The 24,873-nt window shown below is 56.5% G+C and carries 16 protein-coding genes; 13 read left to right on the forward strand and 3 right to left on the reverse strand.

Translation table 11 applies throughout. The features are described from left to right. Positions 1 to 2: 2 nt before the first annotated feature. From rfbA to ACM530_RS18685, 11 genes are all read left to right on the forward strand, one after another. Positions 3 to 887: a glucose-1-phosphate thymidylyltransferase RfbA gene (rfbA, locus tag ACM530_RS18635; RefSeq protein WP_242195792.1), complete on the forward strand. Its 885-nt coding sequence runs from the start codon at positions 3 to 5 to the stop codon at positions 885 to 887. A 103-nt stretch (positions 888 to 990) separates the two neighbouring features. Continuing rightward, entirely contained in the window at positions 991 to 1,536 is a 546-nt protein-coding gene (gene rfbC / locus ACM530_RS18640; protein WP_242195789.1) for a dTDP-4-dehydrorhamnose 3,5-epimerase, read from the forward strand. Then, positions 1,536 to 2,363 carry an ABC transporter permease gene (locus ACM530_RS18645; protein ID WP_262208347.1) on the forward strand — a complete coding sequence of 276 codons (828 nt, stop codon included), beginning with the start codon at positions 1,536 to 1,538 and terminating at the stop codon, positions 2,361 to 2,363. The genes rfbC and ACM530_RS18645 overlap by 1 nt, the downstream gene beginning before the upstream one ends. Further along, a complete protein-coding gene (locus tag ACM530_RS18650; protein ID WP_262208346.1) occupies positions 2,353 to 3,711 on the forward strand; it encodes an ABC transporter ATP-binding protein in 1,359 nt (452 codons plus the stop codon). Before ACM530_RS18645 ends, ACM530_RS18650 begins: the two co-directional genes overlap by 11 nt. After that, positions 3,704 to 8,551, forward strand: coding sequence for a glycosyltransferase (locus ACM530_RS18655; protein ID WP_416362867.1), 4,848 nt, complete (start codon positions 3,704 to 3,706; stop codon positions 8,549 to 8,551). The genes ACM530_RS18650 and ACM530_RS18655 overlap by 8 nt, the downstream gene beginning before the upstream one ends. 51 nt (positions 8,552 to 8,602) lie before the next feature. After that, positions 8,603 to 9,868: a hypothetical protein gene (locus ACM530_RS18660; RefSeq protein ID WP_416362868.1), complete on the forward strand. Its 1,266-nt coding sequence runs from the start codon at positions 8,603 to 8,605 to the stop codon at positions 9,866 to 9,868. Beyond that, a complete protein-coding gene (locus ACM530_RS18665) occupies positions 9,865 to 10,491 on the forward strand; it encodes a hypothetical protein (protein ID WP_416362869.1) in 627 nt (208 codons plus the stop codon). The genes ACM530_RS18660 and ACM530_RS18665 overlap by 4 nt, the downstream gene beginning before the upstream one ends. A gap of 13 nt (positions 10,492 to 10,504) precedes the next feature. Next, positions 10,505 to 11,602 (forward strand): DegT/DnrJ/EryC1/StrS family aminotransferase, encoded by a 1,098-nt coding sequence (locus ACM530_RS18670; protein WP_416362870.1) that lies wholly within the window; start codon positions 10,505 to 10,507, stop codon positions 11,600 to 11,602. Further along, positions 11,599 to 12,549 carry a glycosyltransferase family 2 protein gene (locus tag ACM530_RS18675; RefSeq protein ID WP_242196395.1) on the forward strand — a complete coding sequence of 317 codons (951 nt, stop codon included), beginning with the start codon at positions 11,599 to 11,601 and terminating at the stop codon, positions 12,547 to 12,549. The genes ACM530_RS18670 and ACM530_RS18675 overlap by 4 nt, the downstream gene beginning before the upstream one ends. After that, on the forward strand, positions 12,536 to 13,489 hold the full coding sequence (locus ACM530_RS18680; protein ID WP_242195768.1) for a WxcM-like domain-containing protein: 954 nt from the start codon (positions 12,536 to 12,538) through the stop codon (positions 13,487 to 13,489). The genes ACM530_RS18675 and ACM530_RS18680 overlap by 14 nt, the downstream gene beginning before the upstream one ends. After that, a complete protein-coding gene (locus ACM530_RS18685) occupies positions 13,489 to 13,908 on the forward strand; it encodes a GtrA family protein (protein ID WP_242196394.1) in 420 nt (139 codons plus the stop codon). Before ACM530_RS18680 ends, ACM530_RS18685 begins: the two co-directional genes overlap by 1 nt. 444 nt (positions 13,909 to 14,352) lie before the next feature. Here the strand turns inward: ACM530_RS18685 and ACM530_RS18690 are convergent, their stop codons facing one another. The 3 genes from ACM530_RS18690 to ACM530_RS18700 all read right to left on the reverse strand — a co-directional run bounded on the left by ACM530_RS18690 (position 14,353) and on the right by ACM530_RS18700 (position 19,022). Beyond that, positions 14,353 to 15,921, reverse strand: a complete 1,569-nt coding sequence (locus ACM530_RS18690) for a hypothetical protein (protein ID WP_416362871.1) — start codon at positions 15,919 to 15,921, stop codon at positions 14,353 to 14,355. Between the two features lie 91 nt (positions 15,922 to 16,012). Then, positions 16,013 to 16,909: a DMT family transporter gene (locus ACM530_RS18695; RefSeq protein WP_416362872.1), complete on the reverse strand. Its 897-nt coding sequence runs from the start codon at positions 16,907 to 16,909 to the stop codon at positions 16,013 to 16,015. Between the two features lie 64 nt (positions 16,910 to 16,973). Further along, positions 16,974 to 19,022 (reverse strand): methyl-accepting chemotaxis protein, encoded by a 2,049-nt coding sequence (locus ACM530_RS18700; RefSeq protein ID WP_416362873.1) that lies wholly within the window; start codon positions 19,020 to 19,022, stop codon positions 16,974 to 16,976. On the opposite strand from ACM530_RS18700, the gene aceK reads away from it, so the two are divergent. Together aceK and hrpA are read left to right on the forward strand one after the other, a co-directional pair. Continuing rightward, positions 18,991 to 20,706: a bifunctional isocitrate dehydrogenase kinase/phosphatase gene (gene aceK, locus ACM530_RS18705; RefSeq protein ID WP_416362874.1), complete on the forward strand. Its 1,716-nt coding sequence runs from the start codon at positions 18,991 to 18,993 to the stop codon at positions 20,704 to 20,706. The two genes, ACM530_RS18700 and aceK, sit on opposite strands and share 32 nt — an antisense overlap. Positions 20,707 to 20,776: 70 nt before the next feature. Beyond that, on the forward strand, positions 20,777 to 24,688 hold the full coding sequence (hrpA, locus tag ACM530_RS18710; RefSeq protein WP_416362875.1) for an ATP-dependent RNA helicase HrpA: 3,912 nt from the start codon (positions 20,777 to 20,779) through the stop codon (positions 24,686 to 24,688). Positions 24,689 to 24,873: the final 185 nt, after the last annotated feature.

Raw genomic sequence — 24,873 nt, forward strand, 5'->3', positions numbered from 1 at the left:
ACATGCTCAAACGTAAAGGAATCATCCTGGCTGGCGGCTCAGGCACGCGCCTGCACCCTGCAACCTTGGCTATCTCCAAGCAATTGCTGCCGGTTTACGATAAGCCAATGATCTACTACCCGCTGACCACGCTGATGCTGGCGGGTATTCGCGACATCCTGATCATTTCAACGCCGCAGGACACCCCGCGTTTCGAGCAGCTGTTGGGCGATGGCAGTAGCTGGGGTTTGAATATTTCGTATGCCGTGCAGGCGTCCCCGGATGGCCTGGCGCAGGCATTCATCATCGGCGAAGAGTTCATCGGCAACGACCTGTCGGCCTTGGTGCTGGGCGATAACATTTATCACGGCCATCATTTCAATGAACTGCTGGCAAGCGCGATGCTGCGTCAGGATGGCGCGAGTGTTTTCGCCTATCACGTGAACGATCCTGAGCGTTACGGCGTTGTAGAGTTCGATACACAGGGCAAGGCGATCAGCCTCGAAGAAAAGCCTCTTGAGCCCAAGTCGAACTACGCGGTGACCGGTCTTTATTTCTATGACCAGGACGTAGTGGACATCGCCAAAAGCATCAAGCCGTCGCCACGAGGCGAGCTTGAGATTACCGACCTTAACCGTATCTACATGGAGCGGGGCAAGCTGTCGGTAGAGATCATGGGCCGAGGCTATGCGTGGTTGGATACCGGCACCCACGACTCGCTGCTGGAAGCCAGTAGTTTCATCGCTACGCTTGAGCACCGTCAGGGGCTTAAAGTGGCCTGCCCTGAAGAGATCGCGTTTCGACAAAAGTGGATTGATGCGCAGCAGCTGGAGAAACTCGCCGCGCCGCTTTCCAAGAATGGCTACGGTCAGTATCTCAAGCGTTTGCTGCACGAAAAGATTTTTTGATAGTGCGATGCCCGGCGCGGTATTCGGAGCTGTTGCCTGAAGAATAATTTGATCTGTAGCGCCGCGAAGCCGGCCCTGATAACACTTTGGAGATATTGTAATAATGCGATCCAGCTCACTTGCCATCCCGGACGTAATTCTGTTTGAGCCGAAGGTGTTCGGGGATGAACGCGGTTTTTTCTACGAAAGCTTCAATCAGAAAGTTTTCGAGGAGGCCGTTGGAAGACCTGTTCATTTCGTGCAAGACAACCACTCCAAATCAGTCAAGGGCGTGCTTCGCGGGCTGCATTATCAGATCAAACAGGCCCAGGGCAAGCTGGTACGCGTCACACACGGTGAGGTCTTTGACGTCGCCGTAGACCTGCGTGAAAGCTCGTCGACATTCGGTAAATGGGTCGGCGTACACCTTAGTGCCAGCAACCGAGCGCAGCTCTGGATTCCGCCAGGATTTGCCCACGGTTTCGTGGTGCTCTCGGAAAGTGCCGAGTTCCTCTACAAGACCACCGATTATTGGGCACCTGAGCATGAGCGCAGTCTTGCGTGGGATGACGCTGACGTGGCAATCGAATGGCCGATTACCGAGCCGCCTACGCTCTCTGCCAAAGATGCGAATGCCGTAAGTCTGGTCAACGCTGAGAAGTTCGCCTAGTGGATCCTCATAGCAGACCTTCAGCAGGTCCAATCAGTCTTGTGGTCAATCTCTGGAAATACCGTTCATTGATTTCACAAATGACCAAACGTGAAGTCATTGGGCGTTACCGCGGATCGGTGATGGGCCTGACATGGTCTTTCTTCAACCCGATTCTGATGCTCGCGGTCTACACCTTCGTGTTTTCAGAAATTTTCAAATCCCGATGGATCGGTGTCGATACAGGCAAGGGTGGGTTCGCGATCCTGCTGTTTGTCGGCATGATCGTCCATGGGCTATTTGCCGAGTGCGCCAATCGTGCACCGACGCTTGTCATGGCCAACAGCAACTATGTCAAAAAGGTTGTGTTCCCGCTTGAGATCCTGCCGGTAATTACCTTGGGTTCTGCCCTGTTCCACAGTTGCATTAGCTTGGTCGTATTGTTGGGCGCCCAGTTTCTTATCCTGGGAGAACTGCATTGGACGGCGCTGCTGTTCCCCTTGATTCTCGTGCCATTGATTCTGGCCACGCTGGGGGTCAGTTGGTTTTTGGCGTCGCTGGGGGTTTACCTGCGGGACGTGGGACACGTAATCACGGTGCTCACCACCGTACTGCTCTTTCTTTCGCCCGTGCTTTACCCGGTAGCGGCGCTGCCGGATGTTTATAAGCCTTGGTTAAAGCTCAACCCGCTGACCTACATTATTGAAGAGAGTCGAAGCGTTTTGCTTTTCGGCCATCTACCAAATTGGGAGAGTCTCGGCGTCGCTGTCATCGTTGGAGCAATCATTGCCTCCGTCGGCTATTGGTTCTTCCAAAAAACACGTAAAGGGTTCGCTGATGTCATCTGATCAAGCCGTAATCAGCGTTCGGAATGTCTCCAAATGTTTTTACACCTACGACAAGCCTAGAGACCGTTTAAAGCAGGCAATCGTGCCGCGTTTCCAGCGATGGGCGGGTGACAAAGTCACCACCTACGGCAAGGAGTTCTGGGCGCTGCGCGACGTCAGCTTTGAAGTCAATAAAGGTGAAACCGTCGGAATTGTCGGTCGCAATGGCTCGGGTAAGTCCACGCTGCTGCAAATTATATGCGGCACGCTGACACCGACCATCGGCGAGATCGAGACGCGCGGCCGCATCGCCGCGCTGCTTGAGTTGGGCTCGGGTTTTAACCCGGAGTTTACCGGTCGGGAGAATGTCTATCTGAACGCGGCGGTCCTCGGGCTGACGCACGACGAGGTGAATGATCGCTTTGATGCAATCGCAAGCTTCGCCGATATCGGTGAGTTCCTGGATCACCCGGTCAAGACCTACTCCAGTGGCATGGCGGTAAGGCTCGCATTTGCGGTACAGGCCCAGGTCGATCCTGAAATCCTTGTGGTGGACGAAGCGCTTTCGGTGGGCGATGCACGCTTTCAAGCCAAGTGCTTCGAACGCCTGCGTCAGCTGAAGGAAAATGGCACCAGCATTCTGTTAGTGACCCATTCCAGTGAGCAGGTGGTTACCCATTGCTCGCGCGCGATCCTGTTGGAACAAAGTCGAATAGAAATGATCGGAGAGTCACGTCCGGTTATAAATCGTTACACCGACATCCTGTTTGGCCGCAATTCCGACGCAAGCACTGAAGAGCAAGACATTCCGGTGCAGTCGGATAAAGCGGCCGAGCCCCTGGTACCAACCGTGCAACTGTCGCTGGATAGCGATGTTTACGCGTCGCGTGTGGGCTATAACCCGCACGAGTATCGATGGGGTGACGGTGCTGCAACGTTGATGGATTTTCATCTGAGCGCAAGCGGTCGAGAGTACCCAACCAGCCTGGAACCAGGTGAGGAAATCGTACTGGGTTTGTCGCTTAAATTTAACCGTTCGGTCATAAACCCCATTCTTGGGTTCACTATCAAAACCAAGGAAGGTGTCACGGTATACGGCACAAACTCCTATTTACTGGATTGTGTTGAGACCCGTTCGATGGGCGAATCCGGGACTGTTGCCACTGCCAGTGTGAAATTCACTAACAAATTGGCCACTGGCGATTACTTTATATCCCTAGGGATCGCGTCCAGAGAGGGCGAGCACATCATTCCCCATGACAGGCGTTATGACTCCATTCACTTTGTTGTCGAACCCACGCCAAAGCTATTGGGGTTGATTGACCTTGCCGCGACTATGAGCATCGATCCGGTAGACCTTAATGTTTAAACTTGATCAATATGGTTATTCCAAGGATAGCGATACGGGTGTTTGGGTGCGCGCCGACTTCCAAGGCATCGCGTACAGCGACGGAGATAATGCAGAAAACGAACTCGCCCAGATCATCAGTAATGCCAGCGACGTGTCTGTGTTATCAGACGAGCTGCCGCAATACTGCACCGACTGGGCCAAGCTCTACCACTTGAGCGCGACGCGCGCGAACATCCTGCGTCCCTTTGAGCACCTGTTCAAATCCCGAGTGCTGGAAATTGGCGCCGGCTGTGGCGCTATCAGCCGCTACCTCGGCGAATGTGGCGCTGATTTATTGTGTCTGGAAGGAAGCCCGCGCCGAGCAGCCATGGCTGCGAGCCGTACGCGGGACCTGGATAACGTGACGGTGTTGGCCGAGCGCTTCGATGACTTCAAAATCGAGGAGCAGTTCGACGTTGTCACGCTGATTGGCGTCCTCGAATACGCCAGTATGTTTAGCAGCGCACCCGACCCCGCCTTAGCGATGCTCATGCGCGTTCGCCAATTGTTGAAGCCCGATGGCCGTCTTTTTATCGCCATCGAAAACCAGTTGGGTCTGAAGTACTTCGCCGGCGCGCCGGAAGATCACGTCGGCATCACCATGTACGGTATCGAAGGCCGGTACGAGCGCGGACAGCCCAAGACCTACGGCAAGAAAGAGCTCGAAGACCTCATAGCGCGCGCAGGTTTCACCTCGTCCAGCTTTCTGGCGCCGAGCCCGGATTACAAACTTCCCAATTCGATCATTACCGAGAGCGGCTTTGCGTGCGACGGTTTTGACGCCGCCGCGTTGGCTTGGCAGAACGTCAAGAAAGACCCGCAACTTCCTGAGCAGACAACCTTCAATCTGGAGAAGGCCTGGTCGGTGGTTATCAACAACCGCCTGGGTATGGAACTGGCCAACTCGTTTTTGATCGTGGCTTCTTGTGCCGACGATCAACCGCTGGACAGTGATGTATTGGCGTATCACTACAGCACAGGCAGAAAGACTCGGTACTGTAAGGAATCGTTGTTCGTTAACACCGCGCAAGGGATTCAGGTTCAGTACAGAAAGCTGGGCAATGTGGCTGTCGATGAGTCGAGTGCCATTGCTGACGACGGTTTCAAATACGTGCTTCCGCGTGTGGATGCCTACGCGAAAGGTAGCGTGCTGAGCCTTGAGTTCCTCGATGTTGCGGCCCGCCGCGATTGGAGTATTGAGGGCTTTACGCCGTTTTTGCAGAAGTACCTGGCGTGTTTGCAGAGCCTGTTGGACGAGGAGGGCGCTGGCACCAAGCTTCTTTCAGCCAAAACACTGCTCCCCGGCCGTTACATTGACGCCGTTCCGCAAAATATCGTCGTCGACGCTAGCAACATCCCCAAGTTTATCGATGTCGAGTGGGAGATGAATGAGGGTGTGGAGCTCGGTTATCTGATGATGCGAGCCCTGCTGCTGCTTATGGCGGCTGCGAACCCGTTCTATCCAAGCAGCTCATCGGTGAGCCGCCAAGAATTCGTGACTCAGCTGTTGGCTAGCGCAGGCATGGATATCAGCGCAGATGACCTGACGCGCTACATTGCGACTGAAGCGGCCTTTCAAGAGCGGGTAACCGGTGCCGATGCAGGCCAGTTTCTCAACTGGTCTCCTGAAGCCATGATTCACAAGATAGGCGCGGTGCACCTGCCTTCCACGCACGCCAAACTCTATATGAGTGACGCGGCGGGAAATTTTTCTGAAGAATCAACGTTGCTCCAGGTGGTCAATGACGGGCACCAGGTAATCAAGTTCCGCCTGCCCGATGGGTTGCCCGATGGCGTGGTGTTGCGTTTCGACCCCATCAATCGTCGCCAAAGCTTCTCGATTGACACTATCAAGGTGTACTCTAGCGCCGAAACGATTTGGGAGTGGCAGGATGACATCAGTGACCCGCTGGTCATCGCCTCCGCCATGCGGATTTCCCAGATCGGTCGCAACACGCTTTATCTAGCGCTGAGTGACGACCCAAGCGTAACGATTCCTTTAAAAGACGACATGCTTAGTGGCGCCGACCTGCTTGAGCTGGAAGTAAGCCTTACTTTATTCACGGAAGAGCAACTCGCTCAAGAGATTAATGTGCTGAATCAATCCGGGCTGACACGCCCCAACTCCGAACTGCAAGACAAGCTGGATCAGCTTCTCGATTCAAACAGCAAGCTGGACCAGATTCTCGATTCAAATAGCAAGCTGGATCAACTTCTCGATTCGAATGCTAAATTGGATCAGATTCTTGACGCGAACAGCAAGCTGGACCAGATTCTTGATTCAAACAGCAAGTTGGATCAACTTCTCGATTCGAACAGCAAGCTGGATCAGATTATCGATTCGAACAGCAAGCTCGACCAGATACTTGATTCGAGCGTCAAGCTGGAGCAGCTCGTTGATTCGAACAGAGAAATCAGCGATGTGCTTGGACTGTTGAAGGCATCGATCACCTCCACTCATGCTGAGATGATCGCTCAAGCTGTTCGCGAGAAAGATAAAGAAGTTCAGGCGGTGGTTGAGCAGTTGCAGTTGGCGGCCGAAGAGCATCAGTCCGCCCTTCAGCTACTGACAGAACAGAAAAATCTCGAGTTGGATGAGAAGGACATTCAGATCAGTGAGTTTATCGCCGCGGTAGCGCTGGAAAATGCACATTCCGAAGCCGAGCGTCTCAAGATAATCGAAACGCTGCATCAGCAGATCGTGCTTAAAGATGAAGCGTTGCACAACACGCTGGCCACTTGGCAGGAATCGTTGAGGGATAAAGATGTTCACATCGCCAACCTCGAAGAGCAAATGCGTGTTCAGCAAGTTCAAAAAGATACTCATATCCATAATTTGAACCTGCACATAATTGCCATGCAATCCACGTCCAGCTGGAAGGTGACTGCGCCTTTTCGCAAGCTTGTGAAACGTGTCGGGCAAGTCAAAAAGGGTGTGCGTCTGCTGCCGGCGGTGATTCGTCGTGGCGGCGGCCTTAGCAGCACCGTGGGCAAAGCCATTACGGTTGCTCGGCAGCAAGGATTGGCCGGTTTAAGAGCACGCGTTGTGTATGTGGCCACCTCGAGCAGTCTTAACTCCATCGGTCAGGAAGCTCGAGAAGTATCTGATCGCTTTGATTATTCCAAGTGGGTCGAGTATTACGACACCTTGGATGACAATGGCCGTTGGAAGATGAGCGAAGAAATTCGCACGTGGAAAAGCAAGCCGCTGATTTCGATCATCATGCCTGTCTACAATCCACCGCTCGATTTGCTGCGTGAAGCCATTGACAGTGTTAAATCCCAACTCTACAAGAATTGGGAGTTGTGCATCGCCGACGATGCTTCCACGGATAAAGAGGTCATCGCGTATCTCAAGACGCTGTCGAGTCAGGACAAGCGTTTCAAAGTCATGTTCCGCAAAGAAAACGGCCATATTTCCAAGGCCAGTAACTCGGCGCTGGAACTGGCCTCGGGGCAGTACATTGCGCTGATGGATAATGACGACCTCATTCCGGAACACGCACTGTATTGGGTTGCCCGCGCCATCCACGACAACCCGGACGCCGGTATGATCTATTCCGACGAGGACAAGATTGATTCCTCGGGGAAACGCAGCTCGCCTTACTTTAAATCGGACTGGAACGAGTTTCTGTTCCGTTCGCAGAATATGGTTTGTCACCTGGGTGTCTATCGCTCCGACCTGGTCAAAGAAGTCGGCGGTTTCCGCGTTGGCTTTGAAGGCTCGCAAGATTACGATCTCGCGCTGCGCTGCGCCGAAAAACTCGAGCGCGCACAAATCGTGCACATTCCTCGGGTTCTCTACCACTGGCGCATGCACGCTGGCAGCACAGCCATGGCAGGGGATGAAAAGCCCTATGCCGCCCTCGCTGGTGTTAAGGCGCTGGACGAACATTTGCTACGCAAAGGTGACATAGGCCGTACAGAGCTGCTGCCGATGGGCTTGTACCGGGTCCACTACACGCTCCCAGCTAAAGCTCCGTTGGTCACGCTGGTTATTCCGACGCGTAACGCTTACGCGCTGGTCAAGCAATGCATCGACAGCATTGAGCGTCTAACCACCTACAAAAATTACGAAATTATCTTGATCGATAACGGGTCGGATGATCCTGTTTCTCTCGAGTATTTCGCATCACTTGATCAGCAAGACAACATTCGAGTCTTACGTGACGATGGTCCATTCAACTATTCTGCGTTGAATAATCGCGCAGTGAGAATGGCACGCGGCGAACTGATCGGCCTGATTAACAACGACATTGAAGTGATCACGCCGCAATGGCTGGATGAGATGGTGTCAATCGCGTTGCAGCCTAATGTCGGCGCGGTAGGCGCTCGCCTCTGGTATCCAGACGACCGCTTACAGCACGGCGGTGTAGTGCTCGGTGTCGGCGGCGTCGCGGGCCACTCCCATAAATACCTGCCTAAAGGTGACTACGGTTACTTCTGCCGGGCTGGGTTGATCCAAGAGTTTTCAGCCGTCACTGCAGCGTGCTTGATAATCAAGAAGTCCATCTTTGAGCAAGTGGATGGCTTGGACGAAGAGAATCTCAAAATCGCGTTCAATGATGTCGACTTCTGCCTGAGGGTTCAGGAAGCAGGCTACATCAATGTCTGGACGCCTTTTGCCGAGCTGTATCACCATGAGTCCGCGACACGGGGCCTTGAGGATACACCTGAGAAGAAGGAGCGGTTTTCCAAAGAGGTTCTTCATGTTCAGGCGCGCTGGCCGAAGATTCATGAAGACTATACGTACAATCCGAATCTTACTTTGGAACATGAAGATTTCAGTTTGGCGTGGCCACCGAGGGTAAAACTGTAATCAGTTTGCACGAGCGATGACCAATTTTTGATTATGCACAGAGGCCTGGCAGTGAGTAGTGAAATTCAAACCCGTAGCGCTACAGGCCTATCTGACTTCAGCTGGCAGTGGTTATTGGCAATCGGTTACTTTTTGTTGGTTGCGAGTTGGTCGTTGGGCATTGCCTTTAATGGTGCGCCCGACGAGTCGACCCATTTTTACTTGTTGGAGTTTTTGAGAGGCTCTCATGCCCTGCCGCTCGCTACTGAGCCGCATGAGGTTTTCGTGGGAACCATCTCTGGGCACACTTGGCAAAAAGGCGAGTTCTGGTACCACGGGCTTCCTTTTCCTCACATATTGGGCGCTTTGGTAACCACCTATGTGAGCAGTTGGATCGTGTCGCCTGACTTCCTTTATCTGGGGGCTCGCAGCTTCGATTGGATGTTGGGAGGCGTGTTCATCTGCGCGCTTTTCCGTACTTCCCGCCTTATTGGGTTGTCGCCAGTAATGTCTGCGCTCATTGCCGGCATTATTGCCCTGATTCCACAAGTTACGTTTGTATTCTCATATTTCAACAGCGACGCTTATGGGCTGACCAGTATCGCGCTATTGATAAGCACGCTGATGAGTTTCATACAGTCGCCCACTCGAAAGCGAGCCATGTATTTCGGATTGGCAGTCGGTCTTATGTTGATGGCCAAGCTGTATTTTATTCCAGCGCTGGTGTTTGCTTTCGTGACGTTGTTGTCGACGCGTATGTTCAGAAACAAGCGTTTATTTGAGCACCTGCCAACAATGATTGTGGCCGCCGCTGTATTGGCTGCCCCCATGCTGATACTGGTCTATCACAAATATGGCGAAATATCGGGGATATCGGGTCAAATCGAATTCGTGAATCTGCACAGGCTGAATCCGGCCGCGGGTTTTGGTACTTGCTACTTTCGGTGCGGGCACGATTTCTTGAACACAGCTAATCTCTGGCCGTGGCTGGGGTTGACCTATAAAAGCTATTTCTCTGTGACGGGCTGGATGAATTTATTCATACCCACTGTCTATTACCAATTAGCTGCATTTGCGTTGATCGGTATCATTTGCGTAGCCATTGCCCAGGTCAAACCTCTGAGCGTCAGAGAGCCTAAGCGTGAAATTGTGCTGGACTACATTTTGCCACTTGTCATGATCGTTGGTTTGTTTCCCTCCATGACGTTATTCAGTCTGATCGCCTCTCAAAATTCACTTCCTCAGCCGCAGGGCAGGTATTTGTTTGTGACCATTCCCTTTCTGGGGCTTCTTCTCTCCTTGATCGCAAAGCGGCTGGTAGAAAGGACGGCTAAATGAGCGCGTACGAGCCAAAAAACAGCAACGCTGCCAGCAAGCTCAGCGTAGCCTTGGGCATATTGCTAGTCTTCATGGTGCTGAGTAATGTGTTGAGTTGGAAAGCAAATATTACGGCTGCTGGGAATTTGAAGGGCTCAGCTATCGGCGCTGCGATTCAGGGCGTTGTTGATCAAAATCGCGGCAAAGAAACGTCGAGCAAGTTCTCGTTGGCTCAAAATGAGTTATCCAGCCGCCTGTTTGTCCCCGAAAAAGCACAGGCGTATCTCACCCTGCCTCGCGCTGCTGACTCGATAGCGGCAGGGAATATAGATGAAGGTTACACGTCCGATAACACCTGGAAACTCAGGGGGTGGACTTATGTTCCTGAGAGCGCCGGCACTCCGGAATTCGTGATTGTCGTCGAAAATGAGAAGGTCGTTGGTGTATTGCCGGTGGACTTGCAGCGGCCTGATGTCGCAAAAGCACTCAATACCCCAAAGGCCTTGCGCACAGGCTATTCAGGCCAGATCACCCTCCAGCCTAACGCAGGGGGGTGCAAGCTAATTCTTTACACCCTTACTTCATCTTTTAAGCTTTTCGCAATGCCAAGCCTTTGTGACAAGGCCAACCAATCTGCTCAGTGACTTTTGGACTTTTATGGAAAATATCGTTCTTTTCTCGGCCGTAAAGGCAAATGCTGGCCTGGATTTCGTCACACCTCTGAAAGCTGTATTGGACAGCCACTGGTACGTTCTTGGGAACGAAGTGAAGTTGTTCGAAGAGGAATTCGCAGGTTATGTCGGCATCAAGCACTGCGTCAGCGTTGCCAATGGCTCAGATGCTCTTGAGCTGGCTCTGAAGGGGCTGGGCGTTAACCCCGGCGACCATGTTGCTGCGGTTGCGAACGCTGGCTTCTACGGCAGCACGGCGATTCATGCAGTCGGCGCAGAGCCTCTGTACGTTGATGTGGATCCGGCCAGCCTGACCATCTGCCCGAAAGCGCTCGCGCAGGTACTGGACAGCAAGCCCGCGGCGGTGATCGTGACGCACCTTTACGGTCAACTGGCCAACATCGAGGAAATCGTGCGTATCGCTTCGGCGGCGGGCGTCCCGGTGCTGGAGGATTGCGCCCAATCCCACGGTGCGCGACGCAATGGCAAGCAGGCCGGCAGTTTTGGCACGATTGCGTGCTTCAGCTTTTACCCCACCAAAAATCTCGGTGCTCTGGGTGATGGTGGCGCAGTGGTCACCGATGATGACGAACTCGCGACTCGCATCCGTCAGTTGCGCCAATACGGCTGGACTCAAAAGTACCAAGTGTCTGTCCCGGGCGGCCGTAACAGCCGCCTTGACGAAATGCAGGCCGCGATCCTCCGTGTAAAACTCCCGCACCTGGACACCTGGAACGAGCAACGTCGTGCGATCGCCAAGCGCTACAACGCGGCGTTCGCGGCACTGGACATGCAATTGCCATGCTCCACCGGCGAAGATTACGTAGGCCACCTCTACGTCGTGCGCGTGAAGGCGAGGGCGCAGTTTGCTGCTGCATTGAAAGAAAAGAGCGTCAGCACTGATATCCATTACCCAATCGCTGACCACAAGCAACCGGCCTACGCTGCCAAGCCAGCCGCGTTGAGCGTGACCGAGCATGCATGTGAAACAGTTATTTCGCTGCCTTGCTACCCTGGCCTGACCGACGAAGAAGTCGATCGTGTGATCGAGGCCGTCACTGCTTACTTCTCTGAGGGGAAATAACCTTGCTGACGTTGGTCATCCCCGTATATCGCAACGAGGGCAATCTTCCCGATCTGCTCGTCGCCATAGCTGGCCTGAATACGCAGCTTGATAACAACCTTGAGGTTGTCTTCGTTGTGGACGGCAGTCCGGACCGCTGCTATGAGATTTTGCGAGAGAAGCTGCCTTCGCAGCCTTTCCGCTCCAAGCTCATTTTGCTGTCGAAGAACTTTGGCTCGTTCATGGCTATTCGTACGGGGCTGCAAAATGGCAGTGGCGACCGATTTGCGGTAATGGCCGCGGACTTGCAGGAGCCGCCTGAACTGGTTCTTGAAATGAACCGCGTGCTGTTGGGCCAGGACACCGATGTTGTCGTCGGTGTTCGAGAGGGGCGGCAGGACCCGTGGGGCAGTCGCATGGCATCCAACCTCTTCTGGGGGCTTTACCGCCGATACGTCATCCCGGAGATTCCGCCGGGTGGCGTCGATATGTTTGCCTGCAATCGCGCGTTCAGGGACACACTGTTGACGCTGGATGAGCGGCACAGCTCGCTGATCGCCCAGATTTTCTGGCTGGGTTATCGCAGGAAAGTCGTGACCTACACCCGTCAGGAAAGAGTCCACGGCACCTCGGCCTGGACCCTGCGCAAGAAAGTCAATTACCTGATGGACAGTGTGTTTTCCTTTACGGACCTGCCCATTAGGCTGCTCACGCGTGTCGGCGCGTTCGGTTCGTTTCTGGCGGCACTATTCGGCGTTTTCACATTGGCGGCGAAGTTGCACGGCATGATTGAAGTGCCGGGCTACGCAATGATCATGCTGACGATCACCTTCCTTGGCTGCCTGAATCTTCTGGGGCTGGGAATCGTGGGCTCCTATGCATGGCGTACCTACGAAAATACAAAGAATCGACCCTTGGCAATCCCAATGCGTGTTGAGGATTTTGGAGACAAGAATGAGCAGCACTAAGCAATTCTTCGTTCACAGTCATGCACTGTGCGAATCCGAGAATATTGGCAAAGACACGCGAGTCTGGGCGTTCGCGCACATTCTGCCTGGGGCGACCTTGGGCAGTGAGTGCAACGTATGCGATAACGTTTTCATTGAAAACGATGTGATCATCGGCGACCGCGTCACACTCAAATGCGGCGTGCAGGTCTGGGACGGCATCACCATTGAAGACGACGTCTTCATTGGTCCGAATGCAACCTTCACGAATGATCTGTTTCCGCGCAGCAAGGTTTACCCGCAAGCCTTCGATCGCACCATCATCCGCAAGGGCGCCTCACTGGGTGCTAACTGCACCATCCTTCCGGGTCTGACCATTGGCATCAACGCAATGATCGGCGCAGGTGCGGTGGTTACGCGTTCCATTCCGCCCAATGCCATTGTTGTCGGCAACCCCGCCAAAATTATCGGCTACGTTGATGCCAAGCCTGCCAGCACATCCCAGGATGTGGCTGAAAAGGTCGACAGCAAGCCCGGCGTGGTCCAAACCACGGTCAGTGGTGTGACATTGCACACCATGACTGAAGTCGCTGACATTCGCGGCAGCCTGTCGGCGGGTGAATTCGAGCGCACCATCCCGTTCAAGTCGGAACGTTACTTCCTGGTGTATGACGTGCCTACCGCAGAAACGCGCGGCGAACATGCGCACAAGGTCTGCCATCAGTTCCTGGTTGCCGTTAAGGGCTCGGTTCACGTGGTCGCGGATGACGGCAGGAACCGAGAAGAGTTCGTGCTGGATAAACCGAACAAGGGCATTTACCTGCCGCCTATGACATGGGGCATCCAGTATCGCTATTCCCATGATGCAGTGCTGATGGTGTTTGCGTCGCATTACTACGATTCGGCCGATTACATCCGCAATTACGACGAATTCAAATCGCTGATTGCCAACGCTCAATGATGCGGGGGATTAAGCGCGTAGCGGCTAAAATCCTGCAGGTGGACTTTGCCAGGTTCCTGGTGTCGGGCGGTTTTAATACCCTCGTCACCTACGGACTTTATTTGCTGCTGCTGAATGTTTTGTCTTACCGGACAAGTTATACGATCGCCTACGTGGCCGGGATTGTGCTTGCGTACAGCCTCAACCGATTCTTTGTTTTCAAGAGTCATCAGGGCATCAAGTCGGTCGCGTTGTTCCCGTTGGTCTATCTGGCGCAATACCTCACCAGCCTTTTGATTCTATGGGTCTGGGTCGATAAACTTGGATTTGACGAGCGAGTAGGCCCGCTGTTGGCGATACTTATCACCGTGCCGCTGACCTTCATCTTTTCCAAGTTCTTATTTTTGAGTCGGCCGAAGCCGGAGCATCCTCAAGAGTGAGTTTCTAGCCTGATACTGCTTGAGCGCTTGCTGACGCGAAACGACTGTCTGGCGCTTGTACTGAAAAACCTAAAAACCGCATTAGCGGTTTTTTTTTGCATTCATTGCGGCGCCTGGTGCCGCTTGACCGGTTCGCCAGCCTGGTGTTGCGCTTGCGCAATCTGCGAGCGGGACCATGCTTGTGGCGTTCATGAAACGTCAAGAAATCTTGCGCTGCCATCGTTGGACGTAACTCATGCCCATTGCAGACATGGCCTATAGCGCAGTGTGAAAAATGCGCAACGACGTCACTCGAACATGCAAACACTCACATAAAATCCAAGAAATCTACTCGTCCGCTCCCTTGCTTTCACTCTGCTACCTGCCTTGAATTTTAGTGGCGCGATATCACTATCAGATCAAATGACTATTGATCATGAAGGCTGAATCGTCGCCACATTTGCGCTAATTCCTGGTGCTCGGTGCTTTATAAATTTGGAACGCCGGGTTGGCGGCAGTCTGGATCAGGTCAAAATGAGAGCGAATGTATTCGTCGATCAAACGATGAGAGTTCGAGAATCTCAATTCCTCTCGCCCATCCATTGCCATGTTGAAGACCAATGCAAAGCCGGGATCAGCCTTTTTTATCCGTTCGATTTCGGCCCGCTGGAATTCCTCAGAGCGTGGCGACAAGGCGTAGATTTCCCAAAGCGGCGCATGCCGATCTAATAAAGGATAGGCACCTGGCCAGAAGGGCAGAACCAGGACGGGTCTGCCGGCTGGCGCATATTTCTCGGTGAGATCTCTCAAGAGGTTCACTGCTTCAGCAGTCCCAGCGTCCATAGACAACACCGAGCCAGAAACCTCGATCCGTTGCCAGCCATCCTGCGTGCGAGCAAGCACGCCCGGTTGCCATGCGGCGAGTATGAATAGGCTGACCGACGCTGTAAGTACACCCAGTGTTAACTTTGAAGCCCACGATTGAAGATAGGCGAACAGGATGAAACACCCCATCAGTAGCGGGTAGATACCCTGTGCGAGATGGCCTACGTCTGCACGAGCGAAGGCAAAGTGTGCATAAGGGAGCGCAGCGCAGGACACGGCTACCAGTTCAGGACGCACAAAACGGCCTTTGAACCGCTCTCTAAATACCCACCCTAGTGCTCCCGCGCCGAAAGCTATCAATGCAATGAAGCAAATTCCGACGAGAAACCACCGGGTCTCGATGATCAGGCCGATGGTGCCGAAGCCGACTTTCCAAGGCCAGGGAATAGGCAGAGGTAAATTCGTGTTCCCTTGCTGCAGCATGAAGACAATAGTGTCTAAGAACGCTGTGAAGTACCCTGGAATGAAAAGGCACATGCCCATCACGGGCAGATAGCCTATGACGACGCCTGCAACCCAGGCCGCGATATCCGTCCATCCCGTACTTGATTGCGGTGCTTTGATCCTTAGCCAGCCGATAGCTATCAAACTGGCCACTGCGCCATAAAAACCATGATTGCGACCAAAGACCGCCGCGAGCCCGACTAAGGCACCCAGAAAAAAATACCGAATAGTCGATGGATTCAGCAGCAGATAAGTCAGGCCTGCGACAAGAATCATTGAGATGGATATGTCGAAAATTTTATGCCGCGGGTACATCCAGGTCATCAGCGTGACCGCGACGATGCACAAATAGGCGATGTTTTTTGCTGTGGTGTGTCTTAGGGCAATGGACACAGTCCAAAGTCCTGCATACAGACCTATCACCTGGAATAAAGCCACGGCTGCGCGCAGCGCTATGATCCCGTTGTCGCCAATAATAGAAAAATAGGCTGCAGCCCAGTAATAACGGCCTGGGTCATACGCCATGAAGTCTCGAATCGGAATCTCACCGGCGACTATTTGTCTGGCGCCGTACCAGAGATAGCCTTCATCCCAGAGATTAAAGCCGTCATGGCCTTGCCATAGGAAGTTGCCTGCAACGAAGACGGCCGATATAGCTAAGAGAATGAGGTAGCCTACCGGCCGCTCTTTTGTAGCAAGGTACATGGTTCATTCCGCGTCATTTCATTTTGGCATGCACTATGCCTTTTCCAAGAGGCTCAGGGTAGGTGCGGCACTTATAAATGCTTGGATTAGCCTAAGGCGACTTACTCAATTTCCCCACCCGCAACACCAACCACAACGCCCCCCCAATCAACACCCCGCCATACACATGCGCCATCGACAACGGCTCATCCAATAACAACGCCCCCCACAACACCCCAAACGGCGGAATCATAAACGTCACCGTCATCGACTTGACCGGCCCAATGGACGACAGCAAGCGGAAGTACAGGATGTAGGCAAACGCCGTGCACACCAGCCCCAATCCCAGCAGTGACGACCACACCTGCCAGCCGCCCCAGCTTGCAGGAGGATGGCTGATGGTGCTGTAGGCAAAGAACGGCAGCAAAAACAGGCTAGCGCCGAGCATGCTGCCCAGCGCCGCGAGTCGGCTGTCCAGGCCGCCGCGTTGGTCCAGCCAACGCCGTGCGAGGAACCCGGCGAAGCCGTAGCAGGTAGTGGCCAACAGGCAGGCCAGCGCGCCCATCAAGAGGTCCAGGTCAAACGCCACTGGCCCGGCGCGGGTCAGTACGCCTACGCCGAACAGGCCCAGGCTCACCCCGGCGATTTTCGACGGTGTCAGCCGTTCACTGAAGAATAACCCACCAATCAACACGCCCATCAACGGCGTGGTGGCGTTGAAGATCGCCGAGTAGCCGGCCGGCAGCACCTGCGCCGCCACCGAGTACATGGTCGCGGGGATGCCGGAGTTGATCACGCCCAGCAGCAGCACGGTCTTGAACTTGCCCTGGAAGTCCCAGTTGACGCGCATCGCTGCGAGTATCACCAGCAAGCCGGCGGCGGCAATCGACACGCGAAAAAATGCGGTCGGCACGGTGCCGATTTCCGGCGCGATGATGCGCATGAACAGGAAGCTCGCGCCCCAGATGGCAGCCAGCCCCAGCAAATACAGGGTGTCGACAGGTCTCACGGAACACTCCTAACTGAATTAGGCGGCGAGTGTTGCCTAGAGGCCTGGTCGACACAATCGCTAATTACAGGACAAACCGCGTCACCATGCCGTTGAGGTCCACGGCCAGGCGCGACAGCTCCTGGCTGGCGGCTGAAGTCTGGGTGGCGCCGGCGGCGGTTTGGGTGGACAGGTCGCGAATGTTCACCAGGCTACGGTCGACGTCACGGGCCACCAGTGCCTGCTGCTCAGCGGCGCTGGCGATCACCAGGTTGCGCTCGCTGATCTGCGAGATGGCCGCGGTGATTTTCTCCAGCGCGCTGCCGGCGCTGTTGGCGCGTTGCAGGGTTTGGCCGGCGTGTTCGGCGCTGCTGTTGAGGGCGTCGACGGTGTCCTGGGTGCCTTGCTGGATACCGGTGATCATCTGTTCGATTTCTTCGGTGGAATCCTGGGTGCGTTGCGCCAGCGAGCGCACCTCATCGGCCACTACCGCAAAGCCTCGGCCGGCTTCGCCTGCGCGCGCCGCTTCGATGGCGGCATTGAGGGCCAGCAGGTTGGTTTGCCCGGCGATGCCGCGGATCACTTCAAGCACTTTGCTGATGTCCTGAGCCTGCACGGCCAGGCCTTCGGCTTTGTTCGAGGCGCCAAGCACTTCGTCCACCAGGTTCTGGATTGAACTGATGGTTTCGCTGATCTGGTAGTGGCCGTGCTTGCTGTCTTCATCGGAGGCCTTGGACGCTTCAGCGCTGGACACCGCGTTGCCCGCCACTTCGTCCACGGCCGCGCTCATCTCGTTGACGGCGGTCGCAGCCTGTTCGATTTCATCGTTTTGCGCCTGCAGGCCACGGGTGCTCTGTTCCATCACCGAGCTCATCTCCTCGGCGGCGGAGGCCAGTTGCTGCGCCGATTCGCTGATGCCATGGATAGTGGTTCGCAACTGGCCCTGCATGGTGGCCAGGGCCGTCAGCAATTGCGCCGGTTCGTCGGTGCCTTTGACCACCACAGGCTGGCTCAAATCGCCGCCGGCGATGGTGCGTGCCACGGCCAGGGCCTGGCCGAGGGGGGCGGTGATACTGCGGGTCAGCAGCCAGGCGAGCAATAAGGTGGCGATCGACGCGCAAACGATGATCAGGCCGACTACCCACTGCGCGCTGGAATACATCTGCGCGGCCGCGTCGGCCGCGTCTTCGACGCCTTTCTGATTGAAGGTGATCATGTCCTCCAGGCTCTTGTTGAGGACCGCACCTTGGGGTGCCAGCCGGCTGGTCAGCAGGTCGATGGCGTCTTGCTGTTGATCCTTGTCCACCAGGGCAACCATCTGCCCGACGATGCCGAGATAGGTCGCCACGTCGCCTTTGAGTTTTTTCAGCAGAGCGGTTTCTTCGTCGCCGCTGGTCAGGGTTTCGTGATGGGTCAGCAGCGTTTGCAGCTCAGCACTCTGGCGGGTGATCAGGCTTTTGCTGTTGTCGCGAATCCGCGATTCGTCGGTGGTCGCCAGGCGCAAGGCCTCAAGGCGAATATTGGCCACATAGGCGGCACTGTCGTGAATATTCTCGATGCTCGGCATCCATGACGCTTCGATGACCAGCGCGCTTTCCCGCAGCTTGGCCATCTGGCCCAGGCCAAACAGGCCGACAATCACCAGCATGGCGGCCAAAACCCCGAAACTCAGACTGGCGCGCAGACCGATTCGCATATTCCTCAATGACATCTTGGTGCTCCTTAGGCGATTAGCTTCTGTTCCCGGACCGGTCTTCGGACCTGATTTGGGTGGGAAAAGGGGTGCGCTATATATCAAAGTGCCATCAAGGTAGTAATCAGGGTTTCCCTTACGGTGCATCGAGGCGGTGACCTGTGCTGAGAATCGGCGACAGCACTGGTGTTCTCTCGCGCCAGCGCCAAGCCATGCGGTTGTGGGGCTACAGGCGTGCGCGGTGAGACTTTTCGGTATGTTTATTGACCGCTTGGTCGAGTTGGGAAAATTGAAAGTAAATGTACAAACTGCGCGAAGGGTTACAGATAAGCCCGGAAAATCATCCTTCTCCTGCTTCGTTTCACTGGCTAAGCTCAGGGCTTCCAGATGCCCGTTCGAGGTTTCCCGCATGTCGCCATCCGCCCTCGCCATCGCCCGCATGATCCTCGAGGGCTTCGACGATTACCGTGAGCACTTTCGCCAGATCACTGACGGCGCCCGTGAACGTTTCGAGAAGGCCCAGTGGCAGCAAGGGCAGGCGGCTTCGGCGGCGCGGATCAACTTGTATGAAGAGAAAGTGGCTGAAGTAACGGCGCGCCTGCGCGCCCAGTTCGACGAGGCCACGCTGCTGGAAGTGGACGCGTGGCCGCTGGTGAAGCGTGCGTACATCGGCCTGATCGACCTGCGCTTTGACGATGAGCTGTCCGAGACCTGGTACAACTCGATCTTCTGCGGCCTGTTCAGTCATGACCTGATCAGCGACGCCTGCATGTTCATCCACACCACGCGGCCGAGCCTGCGCCGTGCGCGTGCGGCGCAAACCCGCGTTTATCAGCCGGCGGGCGACCTGACGGCGATGTTGGCGCAGGTCTTCGCCGACTACGCGTTCAGCGAACCCTACGCAGACCTTGCGACCGACCTGTGCCGGCTCGAATCGCAACTGCGCGAGAACTTGCCGGACTGGGTGTGCAAAGATCCTGACCTCAATGTCGAGCTGTTTTCCTCGGTGCTCTACCGCAATAAAGGCGCCTACCTCGTAGGACGCATCTATACCCGTGACGAACAATGGCCGTTGGTGATTCCGCTGCTGCATCGCGAAGGGCGCGGCATTCAGATCGACGCGCTGATCACGGACGAAGCCGACGTGTCGATCATCTTCTCGTTCACGCGCTCGTATTTCATGGTCGATGTGCCGGTGCCCGCGGAATTCATCGGGTTTCTCAAACGCATCCTGCCTGGCAAGCACATCGCCGAGCTGTACACCTCAATCGGTTTCTACAAACACGGCAAGTCGGAGTTCTATCGCGCGCTGATCAACCACCTGGCCACCACCGATGACCGCTTCATCATGGCGCCCGGCGTGCGTGGCATGGTCATGAGCGTGTTCACGCTGCCGGGCTTCAACACCGTGTTCAAGATCATCAAGGACCGTTTTTCACCGTCGAAAAACGTCAACCGCGCCACGGTGATCGAGAAGTATCGCCTGGTCAAAAGCGTCGACCGCGTGGGGCGCATGGCTGACACCCAGGAGTTCGCCGATTTCCGTTTCCCCTTGAGCAAGTTCGAGCCAGAATGCCTGGCCGAGCTGTTGGAAGTCGCTGCGGGCACCGTCGAAGTGGAAGGCGACACCGTGCTGATCCGCCACTGCTGGACCGAACGGCGCATGACCCCACTCAACCTCTACCTCGACAACGCCAACGACGCCCAGGTGCGTGAAGCCCTGGAGGACTACGGCCTGGCCATCAAGCAACTGGCGGCGGCGAACATCTTTCCCGGCGACATGCTGCTGAAAAACTTCGGCGTCACCCGCCACGGTCGCGTGGTGTTCTATGACTACGACGAAATCTGCTTTCTCACCGAAGCCAACTTTCGCCACATCCCGGCACCGCGCACGCCCGAGGACGAAATGGCCTCGGAGCCCTGGTACTCCATCGGTCCGCTGGACGTGTTCCCCGAAGAATTCCCGCCGTTTCTGTTTGCCGACGCCGGCCAGCGCAAGCTGTTCGATGAGCTGCATGGCGAGTTGTACAACGCCGACTATTGGAAAGGCCTGCAGGACGCGATTCGCGCCGGCAAGGTCATCGACGTGTTCCCGTACCGGCGCAAAGACCGTGATAACGAATGAGGGGCGCGCGCGTTGGCGGTTTTCTGCGACAATCCGGCCCCTGCATAAATAGACGACCCAAACGCATCTGATGACTGACCAAGCGCCCGCTATCGACCAACTGCTGAAAAACCTCGATCACGCCATGCTCGCCGACCGCCACCGCTTGCGGCGCCAGTTGCTCGAGCTGCGCAAGAAGCCCGACGAGGACAAGCTGGCGCAGTGGGTCACGCGCATGCAGGCGTCCTGCGCACAGGTCACGGCGCGGCGCGCCAGCCTGCCGGTGATTCGCTACGACGACAGCCTGCCGATTGCCGCCAAGCGCGACGAGATCAAAGACGCGCTGCAAAAGCATCAGGTGTTGATCATCGCTGGTGAAACCGGCTCGGGTAAAACCACCCAACTGCCGAAGATCTGCCTGGAAATCGGCCGTGGCCAATACGGCCTGATCGGCCACACCCAGCCGCGCCGAATCGCCGCGCGCAGCGTCGCCAGTCGCGTCGCCGATGAACTGGCCACGCCGTTGGGCGCGCTGGTCGGCTATCAGGTGCGTTTCGAAGACCAGAGTGACGCCAATACCCTGATCAAGTTGATGACCGACGGCATCCTGCTGGCGGAAACCCAGAACGACCGTTACCTGGAACGCTACGACACGATCATCGTCGACGAAGCCCACGAACGCAGTCTGAACATCGACTTCCTGCTCGGCTACCTGAAAACTCTGTTGCCGCGTCGCCCCGACCTGAAAGTCATCATCACCTCGGCGACCATCGACCTGGAGCGTTTTTCCAAGCACTTTGACGATGCGCCGATTGTTGAGGTCTCGGGCCGTACCTTCCCGGTGGACACCTGGTATCGCCCGCTGACCCTGGAGCAGGACGAGGAGGGCAACCGCGTCGAGGACGACTTGACCGTCGACCAGGCGATCCTCGCCACTCTGGATGAAATTGCCGCTTATGAACGCAGCGAGCGGCGCAGCCCTGGCGATGTGCTGGTGTTCTTGCCGGGCGAGCGCGAGATTCGTGACGCCGCCGAGATGCTGCGCAAGGCCCAGCTCAAGCACACCGAAATTCTGCCGCTGTATGCGCGCCTGTCACCGGCTGAACAACAGCGCATTTTCCAGTCCCACCCGGGCCGCCGTGTGGTGCTGGCGACCAACGTAGCGGAAACCTCGCTGACCGTGCCGGGCATTCGGTATGTGATCGACAGCGGCACCGCGCGCATCAGCCGTTACAGCTACCGCGCCAAGGTGCAGCGCCTGCCGATCGAGGCGATTTCCCAGGCCAGCGCCAACCAGCGTAAAGGCCGTTGCGGGCGGGTCGAGCCGGGTATTTGCATCCGCTTGTACAGCGAAGAGGATTTTATTGGCCGCCCGGAATTCACCGACCCGGAAATTCTGCGCACCAACCTTGCCGCCGTAATCCTGCAGATGCTGCACCTGCGCCTCGGCGAAATCACCGATTTCCCGTTCATCGAGCCGCCGGACGGCAAGGCCATCAGCGACGGTTTCAACCTGCTGCAAGAGCTTTCGGCGGTCGACCGCAACAGCCAGCTCACGCCGCTGGGCCGTCAACTGGCGCGCCTGCCAGTGGACCCGCGCATGGGCCGCATGCTGCTCGAAGCCGCCAAGCTGGGCAGTTTGCAGGAAGTGCTGATCGTCGCCAGTGCCATGTCGATCCAGGACCCGCGCGAACGTCCGCCGGAACGCCAGCAAGCGGCCGACCAGGCTCACGCCCAGTGGAAGGACCCGGATTCGGACTTCGCCGGGTTGGTGAATCTGTGGCGTGGTTTTGAAGAGCAGCGCCAGGAATTGACCGCCAGCCCGTTGCGCAACTGGTGCCGCAAGAACTTCCTGAATTACCTGCGCCTGCGCGAGTGGCGCGACTCCCATCGCCAGCTCAGCCTGATTTGCCGCGACATGCAGCTGACCGTCAATAAAGAGCCGGCGGACTTTGCCAAGCTGCACAAGGCCGTGTTGTCTGGCCTGTTGAGCCAGATCGGCCAGAAGACCGAAGACGGCGATTACCTCGGCGCGCGTCAGCGGCGCTTCTGGATTCATCCGTCCTCGGGCATCGGCAAGAAGCGCCCGCAATGGCTGATGACCGCCGAACTGGTGGAAACCACCAAGCTGTATGCGCGCATGGTGGCGAAGATCGATGCCGACTGGATCGAGCCGCTGGCCGGGCACCTGATCAAGAAAAACCACTTCGAGCCGCACTGGGAGAAGAAGCGCGGCCAAGTGGTGGCCTTTGAGCAGATCACCCTGTTCGGGCTGATTGTGGTTGGGCGCCGGCCGGTGCATTACGGGCCGATCGACCCGGTGGTGTCGCGCGAGCTGTTTATCCGCGAAGGCCTGGTGCGCGGCGAGATTCAGTCGCGGGCCAAGTGCCTGACGGCCAACCAGCAACTGCTGGAGCAGCTCGACGAACTGGAGGCCAAGGCGCGCCGTCGCGACATCCTGGCGGACGAAGAAACCCTGTACGCCTTCTACGATGCGCGCTTGCCGGCGGAGATCCACCAGACCGCGACGTTCGACAGCTGGTACAAGGTCAACAGCCAGAAAGACCCGCAACTGCTGATCATGCGCGAGGAAGACGTGCTGGCCCGCGAGGCCAGTGAAGTCACGGCCCTGCATTATCCGGACACCTTGCACCTGGGCGATCTGGAGTTAGCCTTGAGTTACCACTTCGAGCCCAATCACCCACGCGACGGCGTGACCCTGCGCGTGCCGGCGCCGCTGCTGCCGGCGTTGCCGCCGGAACGCCTGGAATGGCTGGTGCCGGGAGTGATCGAAGCCAAGTGCATTGCCCTGGTGCGCAACCTGCCCAAGGCGCTGCGCAAAAACTTCGTACCGGTGCCGGATTTCGTCAAGGCGGCGCTGCAACGCATCGAATTCGGCCAGGGCTCGCTGCCCCAGGCGCTGGGGCGCGAACTGCTGCGCATGACCGGCGCACGGGTCAGCGATGAAGCCTGGGCCGAGGCGGCGCAGCAGGTGGAAAACCACCTGAAGATGAACCTGGAAGTGGTCGACGGCCAGGGCAAGTTCCTCGGCGAAGGTCGCGACCTGGCCGAGCTGACGGCACGTTTTGCCGAGGCCAGCCAGGCCGCGTTGGCCGTGCCGCAAACCGCGAAAAGCCAGCAACCGGTGCAAGCCAAGGTGTTTGCGGCGGTGGCCGAGAAGACCCAGCAAAAGATCGCCGGGCTGTCGATGACGGTCTACCCGGCGCTGGTTGAAGAGAATGGCACGGTCAAGGAAGGGCGGTTCTCGACGGCCGCCGAGGCGGAGTTCCAGCATCGTCGCGCGTTGCAGCGTCTGCTACTGCAGCAATTGGCCGAGCCGGCCAAATTCCTGCGCGGCAAATTGCCCGGCCTGACCGAATTGGGCCTGATGTACCGCGAACTGGGGCGCATCGACGCACTGGTGGAAGACATTCTGTTGGCCAGCCTCGACACCTGCGTACTGGAAGGCGAAGCCAGCTTGCCGCGTGACGGTGCAGGTTTGGCGGCCCTGGCCGAACGCAAGCGCGGCAGCTGGACCGAGCACGCCGAGCGCCTGGCCCGCCTGACGCTGGAAGTGCTGAAGCTGTGGCATGGCTTGCAAAAGCGTTTCAAGGGCAAGATCGACCTGGCCCAGGCGGTGGCCTTGAATGACATCAAGCAGCAGTTGAGCAACCTGGTGTATCCGGGCTTTGTGCGGGAAACCCCGGCGCAGTGGTTCAAGGAACTGCCGCGCTTTCTCAAGGCGATTGAACTGCGCCTGGAGAAACTGCCCAGCCAGGTGCAAAAAGACCGGGTGTGGAGCACTGAGCTGAGCGGCTTGTGGGCCCAATACCAGAACCGCCTGAACAAACACGCCCAGGAAGGCAAGCGCGACCCTCAGCTGGAGCTGTATCGCTGGTGGTTGGAGGAATATCGCGTGTCGTTGTTTGCCCAGCAGTTGGGCACCAAAGTGCCGATCTCCGACAAGCGTTTGAGCAAGCAATGGAGCCAGGTGGAAGCCTGAGGCTTTCTTGGCTTCCAGAGCAAAACCGATCTCATGTGGGAGCTGGCTTGCCTGCGATGCAGACACCGCGGTGTATCAGTCAAAACACTGGGATGCCATCGCAGGCAAGCCAGCGCCCACAGTCAGCACCGGGTTTATCCGGGAAATGGCGCCAAATCCCCGAGGTTGTGGCAAACTTCGCGGTC

Origin of the sequence: Pseudomonas sp. NFX183 (assembly GCF_047943075.1) — a bacterium.
Classification (GTDB): Bacteria; Pseudomonadota; Gammaproteobacteria; order Pseudomonadales; family Pseudomonadaceae; genus Aquipseudomonas.

Coding starts and splice junctions, on each gene's coding strand:
- rfbA (WP_242195792.1), top strand. CDS start 3: ATGCTCAAACGTAAAGGAATCATCCTGGCTGGCGGCTCAGGCACGCGC.
- rfbC (WP_242195789.1), top strand. CDS start 991: ATGCGATCCAGCTCACTTGCCATCCCGGACGTAATTCTGTTTGAGCCG.
- ACM530_RS18650 (WP_262208346.1), top strand. CDS start 2,353: ATGTCATCTGATCAAGCCGTAATCAGCGTTCGGAATGTCTCCAAATGT.
- ACM530_RS18655 (WP_416362867.1), top strand. CDS start 3,704: ATGTTTAAACTTGATCAATATGGTTATTCCAAGGATAGCGATACGGGT.
- ACM530_RS18665 (WP_416362869.1), top strand. CDS start 9,865: ATGAGCGCGTACGAGCCAAAAAACAGCAACGCTGCCAGCAAGCTCAGC.
- ACM530_RS18670 (WP_416362870.1), top strand. CDS start 10,505: ATGGAAAATATCGTTCTTTTCTCGGCCGTAAAGGCAAATGCTGGCCTG.
- ACM530_RS18680 (WP_242195768.1), top strand. CDS start 12,536: ATGAGCAGCACTAAGCAATTCTTCGTTCACAGTCATGCACTGTGCGAA.
- ACM530_RS18685 (WP_242196394.1), top strand. CDS start 13,489: ATGCGGGGGATTAAGCGCGTAGCGGCTAAAATCCTGCAGGTGGACTTT.
- ACM530_RS18690 (WP_416362871.1), bottom strand. CDS start 15,921: ATGTACCTTGCTACAAAAGAGCGGCCGGTAGGCTACCTCATTCTCTTA.
- aceK (WP_416362874.1), top strand. CDS start 18,991: ATGTCGCCATCCGCCCTCGCCATCGCCCGCATGATCCTCGAGGGCTTC.
- ACM530_RS18700 (WP_416362873.1), bottom strand. CDS start 19,022: ATGCGGGCGATGGCGAGGGCGGATGGCGACATGCGGGAAACCTCGAAC.
- hrpA (WP_416362875.1), top strand. CDS start 20,777: ATGACTGACCAAGCGCCCGCTATCGACCAACTGCTGAAAAACCTCGAT.